The sequence below is a fragment of the Sphingobacterium sp. UGAL515B_05 genome, assembly GCF_033097525.1.
Taxonomy (GTDB): Bacteria; Bacteroidota; Bacteroidia; order Sphingobacteriales; family Sphingobacteriaceae; genus Sphingobacterium.
This window is the reverse complement of the sequence record NZ_CP109907.1, coordinates 3,050,700-3,064,297: the sequence shown is the minus strand read 5'-3', so window position 1 is coordinate 3,064,297 and position 13,598 is coordinate 3,050,700. Positions and strand designations below refer to the sequence as shown.

Below are 13,598 nucleotides of genomic sequence, written 5' to 3'. Positions count from 1 at the left end.
CAACGTATATAATATCTTTGTCTTACCATGAGCACATCATCATACTTATCAGACAGGATAAATAATTTGTCCGAATCGGCTACACTTAAAATGACCAAGTTGGGCCGCGAATTAGCAGCGAAAGGCGTTAATGTAATTAGCCTTAGCGTAGGTGAACCTGATTTCAACACCCCTGAGCATGTAAAAGATGCAGCGAAGAAAGCCCTAGATGAAAACTGGACGCGTTATTCGCCGGTACCGGGATACCCTGAATTGCGCCAGGCAATTGTAAACAAGTTGAAGACAGAAAACAATTTAGATTATGATATCTCTCAAATTGTTGTTTCTACAGGTGCGAAACAATCCCTGTCTAATGTAATTTTGACGTTGATCAACCCAGGTGATGAGGTAATTATCCCAACACCGTATTGGGTATCATACTCCGAAATGGTCGTTTTAGCAGAAGGAAAATCGGTATTTATCAATACAGAGATCGACAATAACTTTAAGATTACACCAGCACAATTGGAAGCGGCAATTACACCAAAAACCAAATTGTTTATGTTCTCTTCGCCAAACAACCCCACAGGAACAGTTTACAGCAAAGATGAATTGGCTGCATTAGCTGAAGTTTTCGAAAAACATCCACAGGTATTTATCCTATCCGATGAAATCTACGAGCATATCAACTTTGTAGACAAACACGAATCCATCGCACAATTTGAAAGCATCAAAGATAGAGTAATTATCATCAATGGCTTTTCAAAAGCATTTGCAATGACGGGATGGCGTTTAGGTTATATCGCTGCCAACAAAACCATTGCTGCCGCGAATGATAAATTACAAGGACAGACAACCTCAGGTACATGTTCAATTTCTCAACGTGCAGGAATCGTCGCTTATGAACAAGGATTAGAATCTGTCAACAAAATGAAAGAAGCTTTCGCTCGTCGTCGCCAATTGGTATACGATCTATTGACTGAAATCCCTGGCGTAAGAACAAATCTTCCAGAGGGCGCATTCTATTTCTTCCCAGAAATCTCTTCGTTCTTTGGTAAAAAAGACCAAGATGGTAATGTCATTAAAAACTCATCTGATTTGGCATTGTACTTATTGAATGTTGGTCACGTAGCTACAGTAGGTGGAGATTCATTCGGTAACGACAATTACATCCGCTTGTCTTATGCTGCTTCAGACGAAAGTTTGATTGAAGCTTTAAAAAGAATCAAAGAAGCATTAGGAAAACTGGCCTAATCTCCTACCCAAATATAAAAAAGAGCTCCTCTGAGCTCTTTTTTTATGCAGTTCTAATTTTCCTCCTAAATTTTCGGCGCAGCCTAAACGCCTATTCGGTCAAATATCATCTCAGCCCCATAATTTAAGCAGATGTTATCGCTTGAAATAAATATTTATTACATTTACTCCTATGAGTATTTTAACAGAAAAATTTAAAACGCAGCACGACACGGCTCCGTTTTCACAGATAAAAAACGAAGATTATATTCCCGCATTTGATGAGGCTATTCAGAAGACAAAAGATGAAGTAGATGCTATCGTCAACAATCCCGAAACGGCAACTTTCGACAATACCATCGCTGCTATGTCCTACTCTGGACAGACACTAGATCGTTTGTCCAATATCTTTTTCAATCTGCATTCCGCTGAAACCAATGCTGATCTCGAAAAGATCGCACAGGATGTCGCCCCAAAACTATCTGCTTTAGGCAATGATATCACCTTAAATTTCGATCTTTTCAAAAGGGTTAAGGCTGTATACGACCAGAAGGATCAACTGACATTGACGGCAGAGCAAACCACCTTATTGGAAAAATCCTATAAGGATTTTGTACGCAACGGCGCACTTTTAAATGATGAACAGAAAGAAAAGCTCCGCGAAATAGATGCCGAGCTATCGCTTTTAAAATTGAAATTCGGGGAGAATGTCCTGGCCGAAACCAATGCCTATCAGCTGTTGGTAACAGACGAAAAAGATCTTGCTGGACTTCCAGAGGGTGCTGTAGAAGCTGCCCATGCTTTGGCTAAAGCCAACGAAAAAGAAGGCTGGCTTTTTACCCTGGATTTCCCGAGCTATCTTCCTTTTGTCACTTATGCCGACAATCGGGAACTTCGCAAAGAAATTACCCTCGCCGCAGGCCGTAAAGCTTTTCAGGATAACGAGCACAACAACGTGGACAATGTCCTTAAAATTGTAAAACTGCGCTTCGAACGGGCTAACTTATTAGGCTACGCCACCCATGCAGACTTTGTCCTTGCCGAACGTATGGCGCAAAACCCAAGTAAAGTCACCGAATTCCTAAACGACCTACTTGGAAAAGCGAAACCAGCGGCAGTGAAAGAATTTGCAGAATTATCCCAATTTGCAAAAAACATGCATGGCATAGACCAATTGGAAAAATGGGATGGCGCCTATTATGCCGAAAAGCTGAAACAGGAACGCTTTAATTTGGACGATGAAAAGCTCAAACCTTATTTCAAACTCGAAAATGTCTTACAAGGTGCATTTGAAGTAGCCCATCGCTTGTTTGGCATCAACTTCAAGGAAGTCGATACAATAGATACCTACCACGAAGAAGTACAAACATTTGAGGTCAGTAAAGACAACGGTGAATTAGTCGCTATCTTCTATGCCGATTTCTTCCCGCGTAAAGGAAAGAGAAATGGGGCCTGGATGACATCTTTCAAGCCACAGTACATTCAACAGGGTAAACAAGAACGTCCGCATGTCTCCATTGTTTGCAATTTTACACGTCCTACAGCTTCAAAACCTTCGCTGTTGACCTTTCAGGAAGTGACCACATTATTTCACGAATTTGGACATGCCCTACATGGTATGCTAGCTGATAGCACTTATCCTACACTATCTGGAACCTCTGTATATTGGGATTTTGTCGAGTTACCGAGTCAGGTGATGGAAAACTGGTGCTACGAAAAAGAAGCTCTTGAGCTATTTGCCAAACACTATGAAACTGGCGAAGTGATTCCGATTGAACTTGTCGAAAAGATCCGCGAAAGCGCTTCATTTCTTGAGGGTATGGCAACAATGCGCCAATTGAGCTTTGGTCTATTGGATATGGGCTGGCATGGACAGGATCCAACCGCGATCTCGGATCTGAAAGCATTCGAAGATCAACAGTTTGCCTCGACAAAACTCTATCCCGATGTCAAGGACAATGCCATGAGCACAGCCTTCTCCCATATTTTCAATGGCGGTTATTCTTCGGGCTATTACAGCTATAAATGGGCCGAAGTACTGGATGCCGATGCATTTGACTACTTTAAACAAAACGGTATTTTCAATAAGGAAATCGCAACCAAATTCAAGGATAATATTCTTTCAAAAGGTGGAACCGAACATCCAATGGTTCTTTACAAACGTTTCCGGGGACAAGAACCTTCGGTAGAACCTTTGTTGAAAAGGGCTGGATTGATCAAATAATTGGATTGATCAAATAATAAAAAAGCTGGATATAAAATCCAGCTTTTTTATTGAAAACATAAATCCATCAAGAACTTTCTGCCTATCAAAATCCCTGTAAAAATAACAGAACACTCAGCCGGTCAAATAAGGTTCGATTCTTTAGCAATTTTATTAAAGCATCATTTGTTTTCCATTCAGAACCAAAGCATTAAATAAGAATCGCACGTATCTTGCTGATTAAGCAAAAAAATAGTACCTTTGTAAGACATAATTGGGGTTGACCGGAATTGACAGGATGGAGACGGTTATGTAAGCATGTAGTGCGTTGTTAGTAGAGCACTTTAATCTGAACTTTCAGAATTATAACTGGCGAAGAAAACTACGCCTTAGCTGCTTAAGTTAGACTTAACATAGCTATTTGTCCCGTTAGATCCTGTTCTTTGGTTTAACATTCGGGGCATCGAACAATAGAACTGGCAAGTGTGATGTTGCTAAGCACTTGTGAGAAACAGCAACTACGGCGTACGGTATAGGTAAGCGACTCACCTTCCCTCGCTCGACAATTAAAGAGAAGCTAAACATGTAGAAAGCGTATACAGTACCATGACTGGACGAGAGTTCGAATCTCTCCAGCTCCACTTAAGGAGACACTTAACAGAAAGTGTCTCCTTTTTTTATACCCATAAAAAACTGTTAACCAAACTATTAAAGCATGTTCTTTTATAGTTCGAAAATTTTAACAAAATTTTGTAATCCTTGGTTATCTATGAAGCAAAAAATGAGGTTTATAGCCACTCTCCTATCGTTTTTCCAGAGTTCGATTTCTCCTTAACGATTCGGCATCCAAGCTACATGAATTCCATTTTTAGCTAATATCGCCATAGCTTTATTAAAGCAAGTAATCATCCAGCTTTTTTATTTAATATATCCAAGTTATATACGTGTTGGTATAGGTCAAAATAGAGTTGGTCGAGAATTTTTGCTCCGTCTAAATTGTAATTGTATTTTATTCTGTTAATGTAGTTCATTAAAAAGTCTATAAAGTGAAAAATACTAGTATGAAGGTGAAATCATTTCAAGAAGACAGTTATAATAGGCATTCCAATTGGTATACAAATCTCTTTCCCGAAAAAGAACAGAAGATAGCTTTGTTAAATGGAATAAAGACATATAAAGGAACCATAAATCATTGGTTGCAGAATCAGTTTTTTGAATGTGTTAAACCAATTACAAAATATAAAAATGCTTCCTGGTTGACCGTAGGTGACGCTTACGGGCATGATGCGAACTATTTAATCGAGAATGGCGTCCAAAACGTAATTGCCTCCGATATAAGTGATGAATTTCTTGCCGTCTCTAAAGAGGTTGGCATTGTTGAGCAATACTCCGCTGAAAATGCAGAAAATCTCTCGTTCGAAAATAATAGCATAGATTATATCCTATGTAAAGAAACCTATCATCATTTTCCACGGCCTTATGCCGCTCTTTATGAAATGATCCGAGTAGCAAAAAAGGGGATTGTAATTATCGAACCGCAAGATCCGATCATGAAAATGCCTTTCTTGTTATTTATGAACAATGTTTTAGAGAAGGTAAAATATGGCTTAGTAAATAAGATATGGAAAAACCGCTTTTCTTATGAAGCAGTTGGCAACTTTGTATATAAGGTTTCTGAAAGGGAAATGGAAAAGTTTGCAGCTGGTATAAACTTACCATTGGTAGCGATCAAAAATTTCAATCCAAACTTCTGGTTTCCAGGAAGTGAAAAAATTCCAGCTGAAAAATCAGAGATGAAGTTTAGAAAAATTCTCTTCAAAAAAGGTCTTAGGGATTTTTTATCAAATTTTGGCATTGTACCAAGTCAGTCTTTAAGCATAATAATATTTAAAACCCTTCCTGTAGTCGAATTACGGGAATCTTTAAAAAAGGATGGATACAAATTAATTGAAATACCAAAGAATCCATATTTATAAAGTTAAATAACGATGGAATACTCCTCGTTATTTAACTTTCTTTAATTTCTTCCAAAAGGATTAATAGGAATCCCTATGGAAAACCCCAAGATTCCTTTATCCTTTATTGGAATGTTACTTATGTTGAATGTCAATCTTCCACTTTTACGTAAAAACGAAAATTTCAATTACCATTGGTATTTTGAATTACTACAATTTTTGGAGAATCAGGGTTTAATGGAACAGTTTGTGAGAAAACAATTATAATTTATTATAATTTGAGGTATTATAATGTTCATTAATCCAGTTTACCATTCCAATTAAGTGTCCTTTCATTTTTCTTGCTGTAGAGAATTCAACGTCTAATGATTTCTTCTGCAAACTATCGGCGGAGATAAAACTTGTATTAGGAGTTCTGAAATGTTTAGCATAGTAACTGAATGTTTTTCCGATATCCTCCTTGGGAATTAGACCCTGCTCCATAAATAGGCGAATTAGAAACCCAATTTGAGGGACAGGAAGATTTATTTGAGCCTTCTCATTTTCTTCCCAAAGTTTGGAATCTTGGATTTCCGACCTTCTTAATTCTATCCGTTGTTTGATATTGTCCTTTTTCTCTCGATAAAAGATCTTTAATTGTTCCCTTATTGATTCATCATCCAATTTAAATCGCTGTCCACTCAACATTGGTATTTCATTTAAATGGTCCTCCATAGCGATCAGTAACTCCATTTGAAAGTGCAGACTTGAGTTTTTGAGCAATAGATCGCTACAGCGTTTGGCATGATAATTAAAAAATTCGGGCGAATTAAAATCATAAGTGATTAAAAGCTCTTCAACGTTTTCAGAAACTAAGAAATCCATATTTAAAAGTTTACCTAATATCATATATGCGTATTTTAGCTCTCCTCTTTTAATCTCTTTTCGTTGAACTATGCTAACCATACCATTTATTATCACTTGAGTAAGGGAAGGATCTAATGAGGTATTTTTTAGTTTCGATTTTACTATCTCGACGTTATTTTTAAATATCCCCTTTCCAACAAATGAGGCATATCTCGTTAATGACAATTCACGTAACAACTTTTCATTTAGTTTTTCACAATCATCTAATAGAGACTCTATTATTGATAATATTTGAAGATACAAATTGCGAACTTGAAGGCTCTTCTCAATCTTTGATATGGTGATTAAATAGGAATATATCTTATCACTGGTCAAAATAAGCTGAGACATCGCAGTTTTTGCCTTTTTTGTCGTCGTTCCTATGATTTCTGTAAAACTAGAAAGAAAATAGATCATCTTCGTTTTAAGCAATTCCAAAAATTCAGTTTGAATGACCATCATATTTTTATGATCAGAATATTCTAGAGGACAAAACACTTCTTCAATTTTAAATAACCATTCACTTGTGGACCAATCGGAATATATAATTTCTTTAGCAAATTGCATAGGTTTAGAATTTGTTAGTCTGATATAATTGAGTATTCGAGTTAAGATTAACCTTCCTAATTTTAATGGGTTAATGTTTTTCGGGAAGATTCTTTTAACATGAGTAAGATTTGCCACTATTGAAGGCTGATCTCAATTTAATTCATCTTTATCGATAAAGTTGGCTTCTAGGTCTATAAATACAGAAAAATGTCAACCTCATATTTTAGAAATTGACATTAATATTCCCGTTATATAAACCGTTATTGATTCGTGCCATACTACTTCGAATACCCTAGTTCTTGGTTACTGTGATCTTAAGGTACATGGATATAAGATTCCATATGATGAAGTGATCCGCTTCCATTTCATTGTCAATGATTATAACATATAAAGAGTCACGAACCAACTTTTCTCGTCAAACTCAATTTTCACCCATCCAAAACAATAGAATTACTCGACAAACTGGAAAAACACAGAAAAAACACCCTTAAAACCTATAAAACAAAGAAATAGGGTAAAATCGGTAGTTCATAATGGTCAAACACGAGTTTGACGAGAATATTTTTTTCGAGTGGATAGTAGGCAGATTTTAGTGAAAAATATTAGTCACTAAACAATAAAAATTATGGAACTATCTAATTCAGAAATTGAACAATTTTTAAAAATTGAAAAGGAAATTATCGGAAGTGCAGATTATTCAAATAGTACAGGTAAAGGAATTTTTGACGAGACAGATGAAACTGGTACAGTCACAATGACAACTTCCTATTCATAAATGATTATTTATTAAAATTTAACATGATGGAGAATGGTTTTTCATGTATACTTATTGAAGATGAAGCATTAGCGATTGAGATGCTACAAGACTATATTAGTCGTAGGAATGATCTAATCCTTATGGGAACTGCTATAGAGCGATCAGAAATCCAAAGTCTACTGAGAATTTGTTCTCCTACAATAATTTTCCTTGATTTAGTTATACCTTATGGAGATAAAAATGATTTCAATTATTCAAAATTTCCAGAGTCCTCAATTTTTGTTATAATTTCTGCTACACCAATAAGCCACTATAATGGAGAAATTCCCAGTGGGGAAATATATGAACTATTGAAGCCGATTTCTTTCGAAGATTTCAATAAATGTATAGACAAAATTTTAAGAAATATTAAGGTAACCAATGTATAGGCTTGTTAAACCTGCAGATTTCTTTATAATTAGAAACCCAAGATTGCCAATTAGCTTTTTCGATAGAGTGAATAATTGCAAGACTGAATTGGAATTTTGGGATTTTATCGTTGAATTTTTCAAAGATCCACAGTTGCTTGATGCAATTGCTATAGCCAGTCAAGACCTTTTCAATCAATTAGAAACATTATTAAATAAACCTTTTACACAGGAAACTAGAAATATATTGCCTTCAATATATAAATACATCAGTAGAATGTCCAACCGCCCTACTCCATTTGGAAAGTTTTCATCTATTTCTATTGGGAATATTTCAAATGTAAATACCAAACTTGTTTTAAACAACAAGTTTCTTTCTAAATACCGCTTGGATTATGCGAGCCAGGAAATAATAAATAAACAGTTATTAAACGATGAAATTACGATTGAGAATATAATCTTTTATCCAAATTCAACGCTCGTCGATAATGGCGACAACTTCTCATACATCGAATATACAGATCATTTTTCTGACAGAAAATTTAACTGGTCCAGGATTAACTCAAACATTTTAATTAAAACAGTTATTGCCAATGCCAGCAAAGGGCAAACAATCAAACAAATAATAAATTTTATCGGACAGTTTGGGGTAAAAGAAATTCAGGCTAGAAAATTCATATTTGAGCTAATCGAGCATAAAATTCTCATACCAGAAACCGATCCTATTACTACAGTTGATAGCTTAAATAATTTTTTCAATAGAGCCCTTAATATATCTAAGGGAACAAATTTTTATAATAGTATTATTGAACTTTCGGAAATTTTAGCTAACAGTGAGTCAGAGGGAATCAGCTCATCGAAATGTATTATCAAGGAAGCTTTTTCGAGTTTATTTCACAAAGATCCCAAAAATTTGTTCCAAGTGGATTCTATGAGAAAAATGACCGAAGGCAATCTAAATGATATAGAAATTTCAATTATAATACGCGAGATATTTGAATTAATACATTTAAATCATAATAAAAAAGCTGACGATCTACAACTTTTCACAAAGAAATTTTACTCACGATATGGAGATCAGGAAATCTCCTTGATGGAGGCTTTAGATTTTGAACAAGGTATTGGATATGGTACTCAAGCCTCAATCTTAGAAAGAGAACTCCCACTGCTAAATGGACTAAATGGTAGTCAAACAAACAATATCCCCGATTATTCTGAATTTGTTGAATCAATTGTAGAAAAGTATTCTGAAAAGCCAGATTATAGTAAACGTTCAATAGAACTGAAAGAAAAAGACTTTGAGATATTTGGGACGAAGAATAATTCAGAAAAAAACAAGTTACCCCTTGGCTTATATATATTCGGAAACCTATTAGAAACAAAATCTGATATTAAGGATTTCAGATTTCATTTAAAAGGTTGTGGAGGCTCATCGTCTTTACCGTTGCTCACCCGTTTTTCATATCTTGATGAGACACTAAAGACCAAACTTTTAAAGCTTGCACGAGAAGAACAAAACCAATTAAATGAAACTATTCTGGCAGAGATCGTATTTTATCCTAAATCCAATGCCGGAAACATTCTTGCAAGGCCAAGTTTATACGAATATGAAATTCCGATTATTGGTCAAGCTGCCGTTGATAAGGATCATACAATACCATTAAGTGATATATATTTAAAAGTAGTAAACGGAAAGGTAATTTTAAGATCAAAAAATCTAAATAAACGTGTACTTCCTAGACTCAGCAGCGCTCATAACTTCCATTATGGAATGACTATTTATAGATTTTTATGTGATGTTCAACAACAAGAAAATTCCATTAAAATTTCTTGGGACTGGCACCCAAACACAAAAAAAAATTTCTTTCCCAGAATATGCTATAAGCATCTTATTCTTTCCCGTGCCGAATGGCATATCCCACATATAGAATTTAGGACTTTGAATCTTAGGGATGCTAATGAGAAAATCGAATATTTTATAAAAAAATACCAGCTTCCTACAAAAGTTTTAATCGCCAATGGAGACAATGAAGTTTTAATTGATCTAGGTAACGAAATTGGGAAACAGATCTTTTTAAAAGAATTGAATCATAAGGGTCTAAGGCTAATTGAAAATATTTATGATGAATTTAGTAGCCCAGTTATTAATTCTGACGGCGAAGTATTGTCCAATGAAGTGATTATTCCAATTATTGGAAATTCCACTAGAGGTTCCTCTTCCCTGCCTATTCAGTCCGAAAGTAATATTAAGCGAACATTTGTTCCGGGAAGCGAATGGCTATATCTCAAAATTTATTGTGGTGAAAGAGAAAGCGATAGGATAATTCAAGAAGAATTGCAACGGATAGTTCAAGGGCTAAAGCAACATGATAAAATTCAAAAATGGTTTTATATCAGATATGCCGATCCAGAACCGCATCTGCGCGTACGATTTCAATTAAATGGAGAATTGGAAAGTACATTTCTAATTGTCTCGAAAAGTATTAACAATATCTTGGAGCCACTAATTACAAGTCGCCGTATTTCAAAGTTCATGCTTGATACTTATGAACGGGAACTTGAACGCTATGGTTTCTCCAACATTGAAAATTGCGAATCTATATTCCACTTAGAGAGTGAAACGATTACCAAATTATTACCCTATGTTAAACGTGAAGGTGAGGTCCTTAGATGGAAGCTGGCATTAGGAATGACAAAGAATCTCCTTTCAGCATTCAATTATACAATTGCTGAACAAATATCATTGCTTAATTTATGGAGAGACAGTTTTCTTGAAGAATTTGACACTGTACCAAAATTAAAGTACAAACTGGATAAAAATTTCCGGGAAAAGAAGGATGAGATTTCTTCATTTATGAAAATAGAGAACATTAATTACGGCTCGATACTCAACGAATATAAGGCTCAAATGACTTTAGTCGCAGATCAATGCTATAAGAATAAAGATTTTCAAATGATGACCGTTAGAATAATTGGCTCTCTGACACATATGCTTTTGAATAGAATTTTCTTCACCAAACAAAGAGAACAGGAAATGGTAATTTACCATTTCCTTGCTAAGATCTTAAATAGTGAGTTCAAGAGAACTGGATGTTAAAAAACAATTATCCTCCAGTTAATCCCAATCGTTTAAACAATTCTGCTTTATATTGACCACCAATTGGTACATCGTCTAAACTACCTTTCATTTTTATTATATTACCTTCAACTTGCTTGGCATAATCTAGATTAATGATGTAAGATTTGTGTACTCGGATAAACTGCTTTGCATTGACCAAGGATTCTTCCATTTCCATTAGTTTTTTCCACACATGGTACGTTTTTTCCAATGTTTCAACCCATACGTAATCCTTATCTGCCTTGATTGAATATACTTCATCGTAAGGTGTAATGATAATATTTGACCTATCTTTAATTATAAGAAAGTTCAGTTCCGGTTTGGTTCCCTTCTCCAAGTGTAAGTAAGCTTGGGCTTTTTCTATAGTCTGCAAAAGACGATCTACGCCAAATGGCTTAAGTATATAATCTAATACATTTAATTGATATCCTTCGATAGCATGTGATGGATCACCAGTAACAAATACAAATAAAGGAGGATTTTTAAGGCTTTTAAGAAAATTAACACCGTCCAAATCAGGCATTTGAATATCACAGAATACCAGATTTATTTCGTTTGATCTTAACACTTTCATTGCATCAAATGCATTATTAAATACTCCCACAATTTCTATATCGGGAATTTTCTCTAAATGAGACACGAGTATTTCCTGTGCCAGTTGTTCATCATCAATTACAATACATTTAATCATTTTTCAAGATTTATTACAATTCAATTTCAAGTACGACAGTGTAACTATTCAGATTATCAGATATGTCTAATTTATATCTATCCTTATATCGAAGTTCCAGTCTCCTATTAACATTTTTCAATCCAATGCCACCTTTTGGTGGTTCAGTACTGCTTTTATTTACTCCATTAGCAACTACGAATTTCAATACACCTGAATCAATTGTTAATGAAACATCAACCCATGCATCTGCTCTGCTTCTTTCTGGTCCATGTTTGATCGCATTTTCGATAAAAGGCAACAGCATTAATGGGACTATTCGATAAGGTTCCTTTATCTTCGCTATATTAAAATTCAGATTTATGTTATTACCGAATCTGATCTGGATAAGGTCCAGATAATCATTTAAAAACTGAATTTCTTTTGCGATGAATATTTTATCATCATTGGTCTGATAAAGCAAATACCGTAACATATTAGACAGTTTCATTATGGTATTAGGAGTACTGGGTTCTCCTTTTTCAGCCAGCCTATATATGCTATTTAACGTATTAAATAAAAAATGGGGAGAGATCTGAGATTTAAGAATTTCTAATTCCATCTTAAGGTTATCTCGTTCCAGATTTGCTTTATCTAATTCAAGATTAGTAGTCTTTAATTCTAAATTTGCTTTTTCAAGTTCGAGTTCTGCCTGGTTCTTTTCTAATAAGAGCATCTTGTTGCCTTGAACAATAAGATGCTTAACCAATTTTGGTGTTAATGGTAGTGATACAAGGGTTAAAAAATCAGGAAATGCACCAGGAAATTTTTTAAGTTGATAAATACCGAAATATCCATCACTGGTAAAGAATTTCACATACTTATAAATGCCACTACCTTCCTTTAATTCAAAATCAGTAAGAAAGTCACATGCAAAATAAGTAATATTTAACCACCAGATATATGATAGGATAATAAATATTATGAGGGGAAGTACTTTTCTTTTTTCTATCCATTTTGAAATAAGCCAAATACCGGAATAGAACAAGGATGTAGTGACAAAAAGTTCTTTTGCTACTAAAATCCAGATATAGCTCCCTCCTAGCCTTCTATAAGTAAAATAATACGTAAAAAAGACCAATATCCAAAAAATTATATGCACGATCACCCTTACGAAAGGAGTATACCATTTCCCCCAAATAATTTCACTTCTCATGTAATATTGGTTTACTTACTAATATCTTTTTATTCAATATGTAGTCAAAAATTTACTAAATATAATAAAGAAAGATCTTAAAGAAAGATAATCGATACATAACATGATACAAGAATATTTTGCGCAAAACTTAACAACCTCTAACTAAAGGAATTAAAAAAATATTCCTTTTTTCTGGTAAGCCTAAAGATACCAAATCGTTACATTCCAAAATATCAGGCAAATTCCTTAATTTATCAAGGTCAAAATAGCGTTGGACGAGAATATTTAATATTAAGGTTTTATCAACGTATTTGCCCAGCTATAAATTGATGTTAGAATTTTTATCCGCATCGCTCAATTTTTGGATAGAACTCTAACTTAATGATGTTGCACCCTTTTTATAGCATTAAAGGCATGGAGCAGATAGTAATCATAGAGCCTACTGAAGAGAATTGTGGAAAATCAGTCCCTAAAATAATTCGACATAAACCGAATCATTGCAGATTTCCCATGACTATAACCTTCATAATTGCCAATATTTTATTGCCATTGTTATTTTAAACTGAGGGAATATATTATTTTATAATAAGATTAGCTATCCCCCTATATGCTGAATTAAATCGTCGAATGGAACTAAGCCATGCTCTAAAGCCTAATCTATCAAT

At 34.6% G+C, this 13,598-nt stretch carries 9 protein-coding genes and 1 other RNA gene; 7 read left to right on the top strand and 3 right to left on the bottom strand.

From position 1 onward, the window contains the following. The first annotated feature begins 27 nt into the window (after positions 1 to 27). From OK025_RS12345 to OK025_RS12330, 4 genes are all read left to right on the top strand, one after another. Positions 28 to 1,233, top strand: coding sequence for a pyridoxal phosphate-dependent aminotransferase (locus OK025_RS12345; RefSeq protein WP_232475608.1), 1,206 nt, complete (start codon positions 28 to 30; stop codon positions 1,231 to 1,233). A 172-nt stretch (positions 1,234 to 1,405) separates the two neighbouring features. Further along, the gene (locus OK025_RS12340; RefSeq protein WP_317669679.1) at positions 1,406 to 3,436 is read left to right on the top strand and encodes a M3 family metallopeptidase; all 2,031 of its coding nucleotides are present in this window, start codon (positions 1,406 to 1,408) and stop codon (positions 3,434 to 3,436) included. 255 nt (positions 3,437 to 3,691) lie between these two features. Further along, positions 3,692 to 4,059, top strand: a transfer-messenger RNA (tmRNA) gene (ssrA, locus tag OK025_RS12335). A 402-nt stretch (positions 4,060 to 4,461) separates the two neighbouring features. Next, on the top strand, positions 4,462 to 5,391 hold the full coding sequence (locus OK025_RS12330) for a class I SAM-dependent methyltransferase (RefSeq protein ID WP_317669678.1): 930 nt from the start codon (positions 4,462 to 4,464) through the stop codon (positions 5,389 to 5,391). 240 nt (positions 5,392 to 5,631) lie between these two features. Here OK025_RS12330 and OK025_RS12325 read toward each other — a convergent pair whose 3' ends face one another. Further along, a complete protein-coding gene (locus OK025_RS12325; RefSeq protein WP_317669677.1) occupies positions 5,632 to 6,822 on the bottom strand; it encodes a hypothetical protein in 1,191 nt (396 codons plus the stop codon). Between the two features lie 607 nt (positions 6,823 to 7,429). Here OK025_RS12325 and OK025_RS12320 point away from each other — a divergent pair. From OK025_RS12320 to OK025_RS12310, 3 genes are read left to right on the top strand one after another with little or no spacing between them, the layout of a single operon-like run. After that, the gene (locus OK025_RS12320) at positions 7,430 to 7,579 is read left to right on the top strand and encodes a hypothetical protein (RefSeq protein WP_248932188.1); all 150 of its coding nucleotides are present in this window, start codon (positions 7,430 to 7,432) and stop codon (positions 7,577 to 7,579) included. Between the two features lie 23 nt (positions 7,580 to 7,602). Further along, positions 7,603 to 7,989, top strand: a complete 387-nt coding sequence (locus tag OK025_RS12315; protein ID WP_248932189.1) for a hypothetical protein — start codon at positions 7,603 to 7,605, stop codon at positions 7,987 to 7,989. After that, positions 7,982 to 11,065, top strand: coding sequence for a lantibiotic dehydratase (locus OK025_RS12310; protein ID WP_317669676.1), 3,084 nt, complete (start codon positions 7,982 to 7,984; stop codon positions 11,063 to 11,065). Before OK025_RS12315 ends, OK025_RS12310 begins: the two co-directional genes overlap by 8 nt. Positions 11,066 to 11,072: 7 nt before the next feature. Here OK025_RS12310 and OK025_RS12305 read toward each other — a convergent pair whose 3' ends face one another. Next, positions 11,073 to 11,777 (bottom strand): LytTR family DNA-binding domain-containing protein, encoded by a 705-nt coding sequence (locus OK025_RS12305; protein ID WP_317669675.1) that lies wholly within the window; start codon positions 11,775 to 11,777, stop codon positions 11,073 to 11,075. 13 nt (positions 11,778 to 11,790) lie between these two features. Then, on the bottom strand, positions 11,791 to 12,951 hold the full coding sequence (locus OK025_RS12300; RefSeq protein ID WP_317669674.1) for a sensor histidine kinase: 1,161 nt from the start codon (positions 12,949 to 12,951) through the stop codon (positions 11,791 to 11,793). Between the last annotated feature and the right edge of the window lie 647 nt (positions 12,952 to 13,598).